General features: G+C 35.3%; 12 protein-coding genes. 7 read left to right on the forward strand and 5 right to left on the reverse strand.

The window, feature by feature from the left end; translation table 11 throughout:
* From ACEN25_RS01435 to ACEN25_RS01450, 4 genes are read left to right on the forward strand one after another with little or no spacing between them, the layout of a single operon-like run.
* Nucleotides 1–1,134 (forward strand): FIST signal transduction protein, encoded by a 1,134-nt coding sequence (locus ACEN25_RS01435; protein ID WP_441801310.1) that lies wholly within the window; start codon nt 1–3, stop codon nt 1,132–1,134.
* On the forward strand, nt 1,135–2,217 hold the full coding sequence (locus ACEN25_RS01440) for a sensor histidine kinase (protein WP_441801311.1): 1,083 nt from the start codon (nt 1,135–1,137) through the stop codon (nt 2,215–2,217).
* Nucleotides 2,201–2,521, forward strand: coding sequence for an Hpt domain-containing protein (locus ACEN25_RS01445; protein ID WP_441801312.1), 321 nt, complete (start codon nt 2,201–2,203; stop codon nt 2,519–2,521). The genes ACEN25_RS01440 and ACEN25_RS01445 overlap by 17 nt, the downstream gene beginning before the upstream one ends.
* An 11-nt stretch (nt 2,522–2,532) precedes the next feature.
* The gene (locus ACEN25_RS01450; RefSeq protein WP_441801313.1) at nt 2,533–3,261 is read left to right on the forward strand and encodes a LytR/AlgR family response regulator transcription factor; all 729 of its coding nucleotides are present in this window, start codon (nt 2,533–2,535) and stop codon (nt 3,259–3,261) included.
* A 943-nt stretch (nt 3,262–4,204) separates the two neighbouring features.
* Here the strand turns inward: ACEN25_RS01450 and ACEN25_RS01455 are convergent.
* Nucleotides 4,205–6,253 carry a tetratricopeptide repeat protein gene (locus ACEN25_RS01455; RefSeq protein ID WP_441801314.1) on the reverse strand — a complete coding sequence of 683 codons (2,049 nt, stop codon included), beginning with the start codon at nt 6,251–6,253 and terminating at the stop codon, nt 4,205–4,207.
* Nucleotides 6,254–6,583: 330 nt separating this feature from the next.
* Here ACEN25_RS01455 and ACEN25_RS01460 point away from each other — a divergent pair, with 330 nt between their 5' ends.
* The 3 genes from ACEN25_RS01460 (at nt 6,584) to ACEN25_RS01470 (ending at nt 9,926) form a co-directional block, all read left to right on the forward strand.
* Nucleotides 6,584–7,840, forward strand: coding sequence for a sugar isomerase (locus ACEN25_RS01460; protein ID WP_441801315.1), 1,257 nt, complete (start codon nt 6,584–6,586; stop codon nt 7,838–7,840).
* A gap of 136 nt (nt 7,841–7,976) precedes the next feature.
* Complete coding sequence (locus ACEN25_RS01465; protein WP_441801316.1) at nt 7,977–8,285, forward strand: hypothetical protein; 309 nt, start codon at nt 7,977–7,979, stop codon at nt 8,283–8,285.
* A gap of 426 nt (nt 8,286–8,711) precedes the next feature.
* Nucleotides 8,712–9,926 carry a glycosyltransferase gene (locus tag ACEN25_RS01470; protein ID WP_441801317.1) on the forward strand — a complete coding sequence of 405 codons (1,215 nt, stop codon included), beginning with the start codon at nt 8,712–8,714 and terminating at the stop codon, nt 9,924–9,926.
* Between the two features lie 69 nt (nt 9,927–9,995).
* On the opposite strand, the gene ACEN25_RS01475 is transcribed toward ACEN25_RS01470, so the two are convergent.
* From ACEN25_RS01475 to ACEN25_RS01490, 4 genes are all read right to left on the reverse strand, one after another.
* Entirely contained in the window at nt 9,996–10,604 is a 609-nt protein-coding gene (locus tag ACEN25_RS01475; protein WP_441801318.1) for an alpha-ketoglutarate-dependent dioxygenase AlkB family protein, read from the reverse strand.
* Nucleotides 10,605–10,686: 82 nt separating this feature from the next.
* Nucleotides 10,687–12,162, reverse strand: coding sequence for a cellulase family glycosylhydrolase (locus ACEN25_RS01480; RefSeq protein WP_441801319.1), 1,476 nt, complete (start codon nt 12,160–12,162; stop codon nt 10,687–10,689).
* 53 nt (nt 12,163–12,215) lie between these two features.
* Nucleotides 12,216–13,403: a hypothetical protein gene (locus ACEN25_RS01485; RefSeq protein ID WP_441801320.1), complete on the reverse strand. Its 1,188-nt coding sequence runs from the start codon at nt 13,401–13,403 to the stop codon at nt 12,216–12,218.
* Nucleotides 13,404–13,444: 41 nt separating this feature from the next.
* Nucleotides 13,445–16,546 carry a hypothetical protein gene (locus tag ACEN25_RS01490; protein ID WP_441801321.1) on the reverse strand — a complete coding sequence of 1,034 codons (3,102 nt, stop codon included), beginning with the start codon at nt 16,544–16,546 and terminating at the stop codon, nt 13,445–13,447.
* Nucleotides 16,547–16,732 lie beyond the last annotated feature (186 nt).

Genomic DNA, 16,732 nt, shown 5'->3' on the forward strand with positions numbered 1-16,732 from the left:
ATGCATATTAAACAGGGAATTTTAGACAGCGAGGGGAATTGGAGTCATTTAAACAGCGATGTTTTATTAAAAAATCCGCTGGTTCTTATTTTTGCTAACAGATATGTGCTTGAAGACGAAGCAATATTTAATATAATGCGCGATCTATTTCCCGACGGGCATTTAATTTTTGGATCTACAGCTGGAGAAATATTAGGTTCTCAAGTAAACGATGGCGGACTTGCATACACAGCTATTGAATTTGAGAAGTCGTCATTCAATATACTTTCAGAAAACATACTCAATCATAGTAAAGATGCGGTTGCTGCCGGTAAGGCTTTAGGTCTTAAAGTAAATAAAGAGGGTCTCAAGCATATTTTTGTAATTTCTGAGGGAAGCTTTGTAAACGGTAGTGAGCTCATTAAAGGTATAGAAAGTGTTTTACCAGATGAGGTCGCTATAACGGGCGGACTTTGTGGTGATGATGCACGATTTAACAGAACACTTGCAGGATACAATAAGCCGGCGGCTGAAGGAGAAATTATAGGTATTGCACTTTACGGTCAAAGTTTAGAAATAAGCTTTGCCAATTATGGGGGTTGGTTTCCTTTTGGTCCAGAACGTATTATAACTAAGTCTAAAGGCAATGTTCTTTATGAATTAGATCATAAACCGGCATTAGATCTTTACAAATCCTATCTGGGTGATAAAGCCGCAGAGTTGCCCACATCTTCTTTATTTTATCCTCTAAGTGTTCAATCTCAGTTAAAAGAAAGACCATTAGTACGTACCATTTTAACAATTGATGAAGCCGAGAATACGATGATTTTAGCGGGAGATGTTCCCGAAGGTTCTAAGGTTAAATTAATGATGGCTACTGTAGATGGTATAATTGATGGGGCTTGTGAAGCAGCAAAAGAAGCCACTAAAAACCGAAAGGCAGACGCCCAGTTAGCGATACTCGTTAGCTGTGTAGGTCGTAAACTGATGATGCATCAGCGAGTAGAAGAAGAGGTAGAAGAAGTTATTGAAGTTATAGGTAAACAGGCAGTTGTAAGCGGTTTTTATAGTTATGGGGAGATGGCGCCGTTCTCAGATAATAATCAATGTGAGTTACATAACCAGACGATGACGTTAACCTTAATAAGTGAATAAATGAATACACTCTTAAACAGGCAAATACGCAAGCACTTATTAAGTAAGGGAATTGAAGTTAACGCAGAGCTTAACTCCTTTTTAAGTGCAATTGACAGCTCATACACGAATTATGAAGAGCAGTTGGTTATGGTACAACGCGCCATGTCTTTAAGTTCAGACGAACTTTCTGCTGCTAATCTTAGTCTTAAAAAAGAGATGAGCCAGCAACAAGAAATTATACAAAGTCTAACTAAAACTATTGCTACACTTCATAAATATGGTAATAACGATACTCCCGTAAATGTAGCAGATAATGTAGATGTAGAAAATGATGGTCTGGAGCTTGCTCGTGTTATAGATAATCAAACGCGTGAGATTATTGCTTCTAATGAACAACGCGATAAATTGCTGGAAGAGTTAGAACGACAAAATAAAGAACTAAATGATTATGCACATATTGTTTCTCACGATCTAAAATCACCTTTAAATAGCATAAATGCGCTAACAAGCTGGATTATTGAAGATTATAAAGGTATTTATGATGACAACTGTGGAATAAATTTAAATTTAATTTTAGAACACGTTGAGCATATGAATAGTTTGATTGAAGGCGTCCTGGAGTATTCAAGTATAGATAAAAATCAGGGAGAATCTTATGAGGTAGATTTGAATGAAATGTTGATGCGTTTAATCACAAATATGAGTATACCAGACCATTTTACTATTACTGTGAATAGTAAACTTCCTGTGGTTACCGGTAACTCCTACCGTTTTCAACAACTGTTTCAGAATTTAATTCAAAACGCAATAAAATACAACGACAAAGAATCTGGTACGATATCAATTGATTTTATAGAACTAGATACAAATTTTCAATTTAGTATAGCAGATAATGGTATAGGCATTGAAGCTAATTATTTTGATAAAATTTTTCAGCCCTTTCAAACATTAGAAAATGATTTTAAGTCAAAAGGTATAGGTTTATCTATTGTTTTAAAAATTATTAAATTTTATAAGGGTAGTATTTGGCTTGAATCTGAATTGAACACGGGAACGACGTTCTATTTTACCTTACCGAAACATTATGATGGAAAAGCCTGATTTAGAGAAAATAAAGCAAATAGCAGGTGATAGCGATGAACTCGTTCAGCAATTTATCGCAATTATTAAAGAAGAACTTCCGCAGGAAATAAAACTTTACAAAACTCATCTTAAACATAAGGATTATTTAAAATCTGCCGAAGATGTACACAAATTAAAACATAAAATAAGTATATTGAATCTTAGTTTGGGATATGAGTTGGCGATTGCATATGAAAATGAATTGCGTGCCGGAAATTCTGAATCTGCGGTTGTTTTTGAAGATGTTCTTACAGCAATGACCCAGTTTATAGATAAATTTTAAAAAGCATATTTATGAATTGTATTATAATAGATGATGAGGCATTAGCACGAGCGATCATAAGCAGTCACTGCTCAAAAGCCGAAGATCTTGATATAGTTTCAGAATTTGATAATGCTATTGCAGCAATAAAATATCTAAATCAACATACTGTAGATTTGATATTTCTAGATATTCATATGCCAGATTTTACGGGGTTTGACTTTATACAAACATTAAAAAATCCGCCTAAAATAATTTTGACTACTTCAGACCGCAACTTTGCAATTGAGGCTTTTGAATACGAGTGTATTGTAGATTATTTAGTAAAACCGGTAGAACTCCCTCGTTTTTTAAAAGCGGTTGAGAAAGCTAAGCAGGTACAAACAGCTGTTGCTTCAACTCCGGTACGACAGCCTCCTTCTAATTTTAAAGAATCTAAATCTGAAGAAGGTTCAGACTTATATGTAAATATTGACCGTAGGTTAATAAAAATCAACTTTGATAGTATATTAATTATTGAAGCAAAAGGTGATTATATACTTATTAAAACAGAAACAAAAAACTACACCGTTCATTCTACACTAAAGAAAATTGAAGATAAACTGCCAGATAGTAAATTCTTAAAGATACACAGGTCGTTTGTAATTAACTTTCATAAGATTATAGATATAGAAGACAATAGCGTTTTAATTGCTAAAGATGTCATACCCATTAGCCGTTCTAACAGGCCTATACTTATGAAACGTCTTAATTTACTTTAAAGAGTAAAACCTACCACTGGTCTACACTTAAAAACCATCTAACGAATTCTCGAATTTCAATTCTGAATCTTCTCTAAATTTGGATTAAATACCAGATTAAGAGAACACAATCTCTTGTCATATTCTTAAACACGCTTTTCAATTAAGCATAAAAACGCTGTTGTATAGAAAGGTTTCTAGATTTTAAACTTAATAGTTTAGTGACTCTAGGAGATTGTATGAGAATATAGATTTCAATTCTGGTTTGTATTTATTTTCCGGAAAATATTCCAATATAAGTACAATTACAAATATTATGATTCAGCTTAATATGATGATTTTGATTTTATAGTTTAGTTAGTTGGTTTGTTTATTTAAGCAGCGTTTGGAGAGGCGCTGCTTTTTTATGCTTTATAGTTAAATAGTTATAATCATTAACCGGTTTAAGAGATATAGTATTAGAAATGTAACCACCGTACTCACAAAAATAGATCCCTGCCAGAAATAAAGTCTAGATCCCTATTGTTTGTGATTTTTAGCTCCTAGAATATTTATGTTATACCTGCTCATAATTTTCCAATAAAGTACAGTGACAACTAAGAAAATAGATACTGCCAATATTACAATCCAGATCGAACCCATATTTTTAGTTTAGATAAAATAAGAATTTAATCATTAAGCGTTTATTGTTAAGCTAATAGGTATTTTCAAAAAATTGAGCTTAAATCAAAACCTTATGGGTAGATCACTTTATATTATAGGCATCAAGTCTGTTCTAGTACCTCACTGTGGGCTTTACAGTCAATGCATATTCTCTAGATTTTCGTTTCTTTTAGCTAAATTATAATAAGAGAATCTGAACTTTAGTCTCTAATATTTTTTCTAATAAAGTAAAAAGCCTGTTGTTTCCTAAAATAGGAGCAACAGGTTTTTATATTCAAAATACTAGCTAAACCAGTTTATTTTATTTCTTAAATATTGGTTTGTCAAAGGGTAACCAGCGCACGAGTAGACCTACCTCACCAAATTCAAAACCACTTGCGAGTTCAGAAGCGATATTACTGTACTTGCCGTATGCTGAAATTTGCAATTGCGACGATGCTGCATAGGTGACATTTAGTTCTGCTCTAAAAAGTGAAGTACCTTTTAAGTCTTCTACAAATTGATATCCACCGGCAGCAATTGCGTGAATATTGAATTTGTTTATTTTCTGAAGCATTAAGTCTGCAAAAATCTCTGTTGCCTGGTATTTTGACGGACTAAAATACAATTCATTAATCTGTTCCTTATAACCTAAATACTGGTAGTTAAAACCCATTTTTAATGCAGGTTTTTTTGTTAAGCCGTAGTATAGTGATGTAAATAAAAGTTTACGGTTGTTTTCGTCAGACTGAGCCGTATATATCATTGAGGTGTACCATCCCAGGCGGGTTGTTATACCCCAATTGTAATTCAATAAATAGTTGTTTAATGCAATTTTTTCTTCAATCAATTGGGCATTAAAGTTTTGTAATTCACGTTTGTAGCCTATTTCTAGATTTTGACGTTTAAACGGTTTTGTTTTAAGACTAATACTTGCTTGCCAGTCTGTATAATCCCGGTCAAATATAAGTGCTTTAATTAAACCAGCACTGGTTTGTAAATCATAGCCGGGAGCAAAGTTATAATTTAATTTAAGTCCCATTTCGTACGCCTGTGCTTCCTGTCCACTAATGCCATTTTTTGTGATGCGATAGCCATAATTAGCTTCGGTTTGAAAGGATGTTGACAGCGGTAATGCTGCGTTAAAACCATAACTGTATGCTGTATTTTCCCCGTTGTCTTTAGTGATTGAAGCACGTGCTCCCAGAACCGGTGCGTAGGTAAGATCTAAGGTTTTAACTAGCCCCTTAGCATCTGTCTGTCCTTCATAAAACTCTAAAGTTTTATTTGCAAATTCGTAAGATTTTAAAGGCTCGTCATTTGCGCGATACGCGTTTGCAATTCCTAAATTTCCATCAAAAGATGTTGTATCCTGAGCTAAAATAGTCTGGTAGGTTGTAATTGATGTTTTAAAATCTCCTGTGTACATCCCCAGCATAGCTTTTAAAGCCAGTATAGATGTATTTGTAGGATATTGAGTTACTAAATTTTCAATTTTAGATTGAGCCTCCTTGTATTTTGCATTCCATATTAAAGCTTGGGTATAGCGTTCTGCAGCAGGGATAAATACTAGCGAGTCATTTTTAAATTCCTGAGCCATTTTATAGGCATCCGCGGCAGTACTCAAAGCTAATTTTTCATTTTCAGCAAGGTGATGTATCAGGGAGATCCCTATCTTACCTGTAATGCTATCTTTTTTTGATCCTGTAAAACTAGTATAGATAGCAGTAGCATCTTCAAAGTTCTTTTCTTTCAAAAAAATATTAAGCTGATTAAGCTGTGTATCGCGATCTCTAGGAAAATCTACCAGATTAGAATCGAGTAGAGCAAGTGCAGATGCAGTAGCACCTTGTTTAGCTAGTTCTCCGGCTTTTCCCAGCCGTATATATTTACGGGAAACTAAAGCGTTAGGATTGCCAGGGCTTACCTCAAGCGCTCGCCTAATATAATCTAATGCCGGGTCGTATTTTTTTAAGTTAGAAAGTGTGTTTGCATAACCCAGTAAAGCTCCAAAGTTTGTGGGATTATTTACAACTAAATTTTTATAGTAAGGAGCAGCTTCCTCAAATTTTGAGTTCCATAATAAGGCTTCAGCATAATTTAATTCTATTTCTAAATCATTAGGAAACTCAACAAGCATTTTTTCAAAAAGTGATAAGGCTTCTGCAGGATTACTTCCTAAACCTAAGGCACGTGCATAACACAATTGGGCGGTTTTATTATCGGGGTATTGTTTTAATACTTGGGCAAAGAAAACTTGCGCTTCGGCATTTTTGCCTTCTTCTAAATAAGTAAAGCCTTCCTGCATGTCTTGTGCAGTGGTAGTAAAGATTGTAAAAAAAAGAATAACGAGTGTAATTGTAAATTTCATGACTTCGATTTGGTTGATGCAATTTAGGGGTATAATTGCCAATTTTAATCTATAGCGTATAACCATTCATCTATACTTATCTGCCACTCACGGTATTTGTGTATATCAGCGTTCTTATTAAATCAAGTCTACAGCTTTATTTAGGCTAAGTTATTAGCTTTTAGTAGTTAAGAATCGTTTTTTAAAATTTTTATTGAATAACGAAGTTTAGCCACCATTCAACTACAGTAAATCACCATCTACCGAAATTCCTCAAATTTAAATCCCTTCCTTATAGAAATTTGCATCATAATATATAAGCCGCAGCTTATTTAGAAACGACCTATAAAAATGATCGCAATTCCTTTTGTACAGAAAAAAATTACGCCTCAACAACTTTTTATGTTGAGCGCGCTTATAGTAAATGCAGGAAACTATGTTTATAATTTAGTCTTAGGTAGATTATTAGGCCCTGCAGCCTTTGCAGATGCGGCGATAATTATAACGTTACTGTTAGTGTTATCATTTGCAGCGATGACTTTTCAATTAGGTACAGCGCGGTATATGGTTCTATTAGAGAATCAGGATAAAATCTCATTTTTAAATACTATAAATAAATGGGGGTTGCGGGTAGGTCTGGTTCTGGGAGCTTTATTTGTTGTTTTTGCCGAAAATTTACAGCTGCTTTTTCAAACGGAATCTAAAGCGATGTTTATCGTATTTGGAATAGCGGTCCCACTGTATTTTATTATGAGTGTTAACCGTGGAGTTTTTCAGGGGAACCAGGATATGTTGTCGCTTGCAAAAACGTATCAATTTGAGATGTGGAGCAGACTAGTACTTACATTACTGTGTATTTTAATATTTAAAGATAATCCAGCCATTGGGGTAGCAATAGGCGTAGGGCTTTCGTTATTTATCGCCCAGTTTCCTAAAAGTAAACAAAAACAAGCTACCGAAGAAGCTACAAAACTTGATACCGAATTAAAAGCTGAAGTGTTACGCTTTTTTTTAATAACTGCATTTTATGAAGGTACTCAAATACTCATTAACAATAGTGATATCCTTATGGTGAAGCATTACTTTGATAGTTATGAAGCCGGTTTATATGCCTCTCTGGCACTTATAGGACGCGTTGTTTATTTTGTAGCCTGGATGTTTGTAATGGTTCTGTTACCAGTAGTAGTGGAGAAGCACAAAAAAGGGGAAGACACTAAAGCGATACTTTTAAAATATGTAGGTTATATAACTATACTTGCGGTTTCGATTATACTTATTTGTTTTGCAGCACCTGAACTTATCGTAAGTCTGTTATTTGGAGAAGCATATTTAGAAGTTGCATCCTTACTAGGTCCTTATGCACTGGCGACGGGTTTATTTGCAATCGCTAACCTTTTTGCATACTATTTTCTTTCCCTTGGAAAATACGTACCAGTATTTATAGGTCTTGTAGGAGGAATCTTTCAAATATCTTTTATAATATTTTTTCACGATAGTTTACTCGAAGTAGTAATCGCTCAGAATGCAGCTATGATTTTACTAGTTACTGCTCAAATTGGTTATTTCCTATTATTCAACAACACTAAAAATTCATCTACACGGTTGTAGGAAATATAAAGTAGAAGGCTATTATTCTGTAAGAATATGTTAAAATAATTAAATTAACACGTATTTCATCGAATATAATTGCTTGTTAAAGATAAACGGCGTTATATTTACGGTGTAATACAAAACAAACCCACTTATGTCTAAAATATTTTCTGTTATCTTATTTTTATTTGCGTGCTCTTTAAGTTTTGCAAATACATCTGTAACTGGTATTACTTCAAAAAAAAATAACAAATATGCTGTGCAAGAACTCATTACGTTTGATGAGTTACAGGTAGATTCTATAAATAACAATTTAAGTATTTCTAAGAATATTGTGTCAGAATTACCTGATGCTGTATTACGGTTACACGATCTTAAAAAAGTAAAATTTAGAGGTGAAATTATTTATACCCGTTCACCCTTAGAACTCTCAACCTTAAAATCGCATATTAAAACAGCATAATTTAAATTAGCCAGTGATCCCCAAATCATAGTGAACCCAAAATAAATTCTTAACCCAAATTATAATAGATTATTACAATTACAACAAATCCCTAATTTTAAATTAATACCGCTCACAGAACCCCAAATCAAGTGTATTTAATTTAAAAAACAATTACAGCGATTACCCCAAATCGTAATAGATTATTAAGAATTTAAGTTGGGAGAAAGGCCCGTTGCGCAAGCACGGGTTTTTCATTTTATACCTATTAGTATACTACCTATCACTTTCTTCAAGTGAAACAAGCATTCTCAGTCCAGCTGATTAAAATTCCATTAAACGCCTTTAAAATACCACTCGTCTACATAGTATTACGTGCTAACGTTTTTTAACCGAAAACTTTTCTGCATAGTTGCAAATTTGTATCAGAATTAAAAAACAAATCAGATGAAATTAGCAATCGTTACTGCATTCCCTCCAAGTAAAGTGACTTTAAATGAATATGCCTATTACCTGGTAAAAGCATTTAGAGCTAATCAAGAAGTATCAGAACTGGTTCTTCTTACAGATGTGTCTTCAGAAATTGCTAATACACATTTAGATGTAGAAGGCTGTCAAGTGACTGTAAAATCGTGCTGGAGTTTTAACAGCTATTCAAATATTGTCACTGTAGTGCGTGCATTAAAAGAAACAAAGCCAGACGCGGTTCTATTTAATCTTCAGTTTATGAAGTTTGGAGATAAGAAAATACCAGCAGCATTAGGTCTTGCATTGCCGGGAATTTGTAAGCTTATGGGATTGCCTACAGTCGTATTGTTACACAATATTATGGAGCAGGTAGATCTTAATGAAGCGGGTTTTACAGCAAATAAATTTTTGCAGCGCGCTTATAATTTTATAGGCACCCAGCTTACTAAAATGATTCTAAAAGCAGATTTTGTAGCCCTTACTATAAGTAAATATGTTAGTATTCTTCAAGAAAAATATACCGCCAGTAATGTAGGTCTTATACCGCACGGAACGCTAGAATTACCTGCAGAGCCTAGCTATGAACTTCCTGCAGGGCCTTTACGTGTAATGACCTTCGGAAAATTTGGAACGTATAAGAAAGTTGAAATGCTTATTGAAGCGGTAGAACACCTTCGTAAGGTTGTAGATCTTGATATTGAAATAGTTGTGGCCGGTACAGATAATCCTAATGTAAAAGGCTATTTAGATGGTGTACAAAAACGTTATGCGCACGTAAAACAATTAGTTTTTACAGGTTACGTTGCCGAAGAAGATGTTCCTAAACTTTTTGAAGAGAGTTCTGTTGTAGTGTTTCCATATACTTCTACAACAGGAAGTAGTGGTGTGCTGCATCAGGCGGGTAGTTATGGTAAAGCAGTGGTAATGCCAGATTTAGGAGACTTAGGAATACTTTCTCGGGAAGAGGGGTACGAAGCTCGCTTTTTTGAGCCAAATAATGTAAAAGATCTTGCAAAAGCCTTGAGTGAAGTTCTTGTAGATCAAAATTATAGAACACGTATGGGGCAGGCAAATTATAAGGCTGCCACAGCATTACCTATGGATGCTATTGCCCAAAAATATATTGAAGTTTTCAAACAAATCATCAGCCGTAAAGAACAAAAAGCAAGTAATGATTTAATAATCGTTCGGTAGTCTTTCGCCCCCAATTGATTTGGTTGAACTCCTTTCGCTTTCCCTAGAGCGTTTGGAGTTCTTTTGATTTTAATGATTTATAGTCCTAAATGTTAGATTAACACGCGGTTCAGCAACTCGCTTAGTGGGAGGTAATCTATGTAACCAGTGGTCTTGCGTTTGATCTTTCATTATAAGTAGGCTTCCATGCTCCAGAAATACATCAATGCGCGCTTTAGTATCTTTGTGTTTGAAGGCAAATTTTCGACCAGCGCCAAGACTTATTGAAGCGATTGCTCCGTGTTTTTGGAGATCTTTCTCAGCATCACTGTGCCAGCCCATTCCTTCATTGCCATCGTGATAAAGATTTAATAAACATGAGTTAAATGTTTCTCCGGTTCGTTGTTCTGTTTTTTCTTTTAACTCTAGTAATTCTGCTGTCCAGGGTAAGGCAGACTTGGTTGTTTTAGAGTAGGTATACTCAAATGGTTTGTCACCATACCAGGCAACTTTACGTTTTGTAATAATTTTTTTACCAAAAATTAAGGCTTCATCATTACGCCACTCAATTGTAGCCAAGAGTTGATTTAAATAATCGTTAGCAGCTTTTTCGTCTATGAGCTTTCCGTAATAATTTACAGTACCATCCAGGGGTAGTAAATTTTTTGTTGCATCTGGTTCAATATCGAATAGTTTCATTTTCCTTTTTGGAAAAATATACGATTTCCAGCTATTTTTGAGCAGGACATATAAATAATAAGTTGATTTTTCTATTTAAAAACTAAGGAGCTTTAGTGTGTTGCTTAATAACTTCAACAGCTTTTTTAGCTTCGCCATTTTTTTTATAAAGACCAAAATGTTTTTGCTGGGCTTTACGCCAGGGCAGTCTACCCACGACAGAAGTAGGGATTTCTGTAAAATCATACAACGTCCAGAGTGTATAACTCAATTTATTTTGATTAGCAAAGCTTAAAAAATCTGTATAATAATCGGCTTGTTTTTGTTCACTGGCGCCCAGCGGATTCCAGATTCCAAAATAGGTAGAGAGTCCAAATTCCTGTAACATTAAAGGCTTATTCGTTTTTGACTTCAATTCCTGAAATTCGCTTTTAAAACTTTCAAAACTTTGATAGGAGTGAAAAGAAACGAGATCTACAGACTCAAGCAATAAGTGAGCCGATTGTAAATTTGACCAGCCTATAGTGACGTCTGTTTGAGGATCAAGCTGTTTTAGATGTGCTAAATGACTTTTTAACCAAAACAGCACCAGTTGTTCACCTCGCGAATCAAAATCAAGATTAGGTTCATTTTTTATATCCCAACAAACGAGTGCCGGGTGTCCCTTTAAAGCGTTTACAATTTTTCTAGAATGCTTGAAGGTATTAGACCAGTCGATTACAGAATAATCTCCATAAAAATCAAATAAGGTAACAATAACCTGAAGTTGTTCTTGTTGAGCAACATCCATTAAAGTTTTTAGTTTTTCTAATTTTTCGGTTTTAATATCTGCTTCTCCAAAATCTTTATAGCCTACAAAAACTCGAATTGTATTAAAACCTAGAGATCTAATTTTTTTAAAATCTACACGCAACGTGTTTTGATCAAAGGTTTCCCCAAAAGTGTCCCACGGACTATTTTCAGGATAATAATTAAGTCCATTATAGTGTTTGGTTTTTTTATTAACGGCTATTCTTTTAGTAATAGAGGCACTAGTTTTTGATGGAATTTTCACAAATTGTCTGATGCGCCAAAAACCATCTTCTAAAAGCATTACCACACGGTAGCTTGCGCTAGTTTTTTCTTCTAGAAGTAATTTTTCTTCTTTAAACACACGCTTTACCTCTTCGACATTATTATCTGTAAAACTTATTAATTGACCATCTGCGCTGTAAAACTCTAGTTTGAGATCGTGACTTAATGTTGTGGCTTCGATACGCGTATTTGCCGAATTGTTTAGAGTTATGAGTGAGTCAATTTTTTTTCTGGCACTCTCTGTATAATAATCTTCAAGTCCTTTTTGCTCACCGCTATTAAATGCTACTTCACGTACATACCACGCATTAAGATAATCTTGTGCTACTCTTTTCTGAGTAGGTTTTTCTAAAGGTCTGCTGGGGTTTAGTGTATCACTCCATATTAAATGGGGCTTGTATACGCTTTCACTCTTGAGAGATAGGTTTAGCATTTTACTTTTGTCTGCTCCAGTATTTAAGTAGGTAATGATCTGGCTAATCGCCGAAACGATTAAAAGATTCAAACCAATAAAGGTTAAAATTAGCAGAGCTCTGTATATGTTTTTAGTTTGATTTTTCACAACAGTTCTACAGCTTCTAATTTATGAGTAACTCCTAAAACTTCAAGTGTAAGTGTGTAAATACCAGATTTATAAAAATCTTTTTTAAGCTCAAATGTAACACTACCTGATTCTGTTTTTTTAGTAACAGTATCTGCTTTACCGTCTGACCCCATAATGTTTAAAGTAACCAAAGTCCCTTCTGCGAGTATTTGATTAAGACGTCCTTTTAAGGGGCCTACTTTTAAAATTCTAGTGTTAGAATCCCAGTTGGTTATAATTTCTGTCAACGCGGGTTCGTACGTAATGCTTATTGTGTTGCTTTGAGCAACACCGGTGATGTAGGCGGTAACTTGCCAGATTTCTGATTTAGCAGGATGTAATAATCGAGCTTGTGCACGACCATTTATTGTATTTCCAGTGGTTTGTAAAACATCACCGCTACTGGTATGTACCACAAAATTTACCAGAGTAGCATCCGGAATTATATTTCCGTAAGTATCTTTTATGATGCTTGATTCAAAGGTGGTAATCTGATCACTATCTGCAAATCGGTTTGGTCGCGAATAGTTTATTTTAAATGGTGTAGCTAAACCTGCGTCTACGTAAATGGTTTGTAATTTTGAAGTAATACCGTTGCTGTTAGCTGCGGCAAATAGACGACCCGATTTAGTAGTAGAATAGATGTTTTTCCAACTTATAAAATTCTGAACCTTTAAATTCTCCTGCTTTTCAGTGGTTTCAAAAGCAGTTGTGAATGTAACTACGGTATGATCTGGTAAGGGATTATCAAATTGATCTGTAGGTAGAAGTGTAAGCTGAGCAAAATCATTGCCGCCGGCAGCAATGCGCTGTGGTCCCAGATAGGATTCTAGTTTTGCTACAGTTTCAGGTTTTGTGGTGATATTTAAGAATCCATCACTTATTTTTTCAGAATTACTCACTAAAACCCAGTTTAAAATACCGCTCATCTTGCTTAACGGACTTCCGATTGTAAATTTAATTTGCTCGTTTAAATCTGTAGAATCTGGCTCTATAATTACCGTAGCGAGTGCCGTGGAAATAATAAGATTTAAATTTTCAGCATTTCCTTTAAATCGTAGCTGTATGGGTTTTCCGGCTTCAAATTGATTTTGGGTTGTAAGTAGTTCTATGGTAGCAGACTCAACGGTATCCTGAGGTTTTATCGAAAAACCTAATAGCAAAAGGCAGCAAATTACCCATATATGTGTTGAGAATTTTTGAATCATCGCGGATTACCAAGATAACTATTGATTTCTACTTTAAGAAAACCACCATCAGAAAGCTTGACTTTTGAAGCACTTTCCTGGTTTTTATTTCGGTTAGGAACGACTTTACGTGCTATTTCTGTGTTCGGAAGCCCATTTACAAAAATAGCCTGCATCGATTCACTAATTAGTTGAGTTTTAATATTGTCTAAGGTCAGGGTAAGACGTTGTTTACGTTGCTGGCGAACCCCTTCTTGTAAAAAATAATGTGATACCCATTGTAACTCATCATCTGCATTGTAATACGACAAGAGCAATTGCGGTATTGTTGCTTGCTGCGTACCTGTATTAAAGAGGGTCGTGGTAAGCGTATCTTTAGTGATTTCAAGGCTGTTTATTGTTACTCTTTTGTAAAGATCTGTATTTGCAACATTTGCCGAAACGTGAAGGTCAAAATTTACTGGTTTTCCCGCAAGCTCTACTGGGGTAAATTGATCTGGGTTGAAGGTAAGCGGGGCGTGATCATCCTGATTAATCCAGGCCGTACCTTCAAATTCTATTTTAAATGAAGTAATCTCTTTTGGCATTAGTTTATGCTTCATCTCATACTTGGCATTATAGGTAGCTAACTCTTGATTTTGCTCATCGTACAACGTTCCTTTTACAGAGACATCTGCGGGAACATTGTCTACATTTTGAATTTCACCCACGATGATATAGTCATTCTCTACTTTTAATAATCTGGCGGAAAGAACCTCGAGCACCGGTTGCTTCAATATATCCTCGTGATAGGTTTGTTCAGAAGTGATACGACGTCTTCCGTGGTTATAAAAATCGGTTTCATTTACGGTGATTAACTGGTCTGGCGGAAGATCTAATTCGGGTTTCTTAGGTTTTATATACCATTTTCCTTTTCTTTTAATCAATTCAAAATCTTCTTCAGTATCTATAAGTTCTAGTGGCGTAATCCATTTTGCTTTTGCAGTAGCCAGCGCGCTGCTATCGGTTTCTTTATTTAGTGTGATAGCAATGGCATCTAGTTTTGCGTAACTGTTTAACAGGCCATCTGTAACGGCAAACTCGAGCATAAACTGATCTAGTGACTTGTCACTTTGCGGGTCAAAATAAGAATACGCCCGTTCTAGCTCTTTAAAGTCTAATGCGTCAAAATAAGCCTCCAAAACATTTTTAGGGGCAATCTGGTCTGCATTTTTGAGATAAAAGGTGTAAACCCCAAATGCAAAACAGCAAACGACTATAAACCCATATAAATGGGCGATAGTAAATAATAATTGAGAGCGCTTTTGAGGTGTTTTCGCAGTCGCGGAAACATCTATTTTCCATTGCATGTAGGGAGGTTTTTTGGGTTTTTTTGACCGAAGCGCACGTACCCAAATAGATTGAATGTTTATAACAAAGGCAATTAGCACTGTTAACAGCGGAATGATCCCCCACATTAAAATAAGAAAGAGCGGAATATCATCTTTGGGTAAAATTTCAGCAAGAGGCGGTACGCCTAATTTTTCCCAAACCATAATACCATTTTCTAGCAAACCCAGCCGTTGCCAGCCGGCGAAATATAAAATAGGATCGTAAAACTTATCGTTTGAAAATACATATTTGAGATTGTATTTTTCAGGAACAGTTAAAAACTGCTGAAGCGAACCAATACCTTCTACACCTCTAAATTTTGAATTTTCAAGACGTTCAATAGCTCGTGTAGTCAATTCTGGCAATCTGCGTGCAGAATGGTAATTACCGTCAACCGTCATCGCGTCTGTTTGCGCAGAAAGCCACGCAATTTGATCGCCAAAACCTAAGGGTAAAAAACGCCATTTATAATGCATATCCTGATTGAGGAAGTTTACTATAGGCAGCATTTTTATAGGTTTAGGCTGTGAAGGCCTAAAGTTACTTAGAGTCATCGTAAAAATTGTAGTTCCTAAAAACACTGCTGCCATAAACCCGGCAAGAATACGATGATACAATCCACCTAGTTTTGTACTTAAAAAGGTTTTATAATCCCCTTCAGCAAAACGATAGACAAATTCTCCAAAAAGGGGTAAAACCATAATACTTCCCCATAAGGTAAAGCGGTCTAAGGTTAAGATATTAAATGCATTATCACCCAAAATAATTTTAGGAATAGGAGTCGTACCACCGGTTCCTAAAATTGTAAGCATTGTAAGCGAAAGCCCAAAAAATAAATAACGTTTGCTATAATACCGGTAGAAAAAATAGGGCATAAGCAGCAATAAAATACCCCAGGGAATCAAAAAGAAAACGAGACCGCTGGAGGTTATTTCTAAAAAATTATCACGAGACCCATGTGGAATAGGAACCTGAGTTATGGGGTTATTTTTAGTATTTACCCAATACGGAAGAATACAGGTGATGATAAGAAACAATGCTGATACACCGAAGGCTATCATGCGCTTCAGCAATTTAAAAAATGCTTTTAAAAATACCTTGAAAGTAATCTCTTTCATAGTAGTTACCTGCGATCTGGCTTGATCCATAACCGCCATCCCTATTAGCGGAAATATAAAAAAGACCATTCCAAATATAGGAGTTACGTGGTGTGAACAGACGGTAACCGCTAAAAGGGATAAGGAGGTAATAAAGTATTTTTTTCGACCGGTAATAAGCCATAAATAGATTTCCGGTAGACAATGCATAAGTATAGAAACACCAATTATACTAGGCAGCTGCCCAAAAACATGAAGTGTTTCAACAAAAGAAGAAGAGAATACAGCCACGATAGCAGCATAACCTGCAGCATTTGCATTTGCGGTAATGAGTAGGGCAAATCGATATACCCCGGTTATAAATAGGATAACACCAATTAAAGCCACGGTAAACATTCCAAATTTTAGTCCGCCTACAAGCGATAAAACGGCAATTGCCTGATGCACCAGCGGCGGATACCCCATAACCGTAAAGCCGGTGTACCAGCTATAATTCCATGGTTCAAACCAGTGTGTAGCATAATGATCTGCAAAGAAGAGGTGTATTAATGCATCGTAGGTACCTTCTAAAGTAAAAAAGATTCCAAAGCCGTGAAAGACAACCCCAATAAGTAGGGCAATGATTAAATATCTGTTTGGAGTACTCTTCATTTATATGGGTAACTACTGGTTTCTTATTTCTTACAAAGCTAAGATAAGACTTTCGATGAATGGCTCGTCTGTCGATGAATGGTTTTCATCTAAAGTGAAAGTTTAGCCATCGAAAATCAACAATTTACCCCTCGTAACCACGGTATGTTTGTAGTGTAATTAATCGATTTAGCAAAAACCCAAACA

The sequence above is a fragment of the Leeuwenhoekiella sp. W20_SRS_FM14 genome (assembly GCF_052119605.1).
GTDB lineage: Bacteria > Bacteroidota > Bacteroidia > Flavobacteriales > Flavobacteriaceae > Leeuwenhoekiella.

What these genes read in the sequence shown, in the direction of transcription:
- ACEN25_RS01435 (WP_441801310.1), top strand. Translation starts at nt 1, where the DNA reads ATGCATATTAAACAGGGAATTTTAGACAGCGAGGGGAATTGGAGTCAT.
- ACEN25_RS01440 (WP_441801311.1), top strand. Translation starts at nt 1,135, where the DNA reads ATGAATACACTCTTAAACAGGCAAATACGCAAGCACTTATTAAGTAAG.
- ACEN25_RS01445 (WP_441801312.1), top strand. Translation starts at nt 2,201, where the DNA reads ATGATGGAAAAGCCTGATTTAGAGAAAATAAAGCAAATAGCAGGTGAT.
- ACEN25_RS01450 (WP_441801313.1), top strand. Translation starts at nt 2,533, where the DNA reads ATGAATTGTATTATAATAGATGATGAGGCATTAGCACGAGCGATCATA.
- ACEN25_RS01455 (WP_441801314.1), bottom strand. Translation starts at nt 6,253, where the DNA reads ATGAAATTTACAATTACACTCGTTATTCTTTTTTTTACAATCTTTACT.
- ACEN25_RS01460 (WP_441801315.1), top strand. Translation starts at nt 6,584, where the DNA reads ATGATCGCAATTCCTTTTGTACAGAAAAAAATTACGCCTCAACAACTT.
- ACEN25_RS01465 (WP_441801316.1), top strand. Translation starts at nt 7,977, where the DNA reads ATGTCTAAAATATTTTCTGTTATCTTATTTTTATTTGCGTGCTCTTTA.
- ACEN25_RS01470 (WP_441801317.1), top strand. Translation starts at nt 8,712, where the DNA reads ATGAAATTAGCAATCGTTACTGCATTCCCTCCAAGTAAAGTGACTTTA.
- ACEN25_RS01475 (WP_441801318.1), bottom strand. Translation starts at nt 10,604, where the DNA reads ATGAAACTATTCGATATTGAACCAGATGCAACAAAAAATTTACTACCC.
- ACEN25_RS01490 (WP_441801321.1), bottom strand. Translation starts at nt 16,546, where the DNA reads ATGAAGAGTACTCCAAACAGATATTTAATCATTGCCCTACTTATTGGG.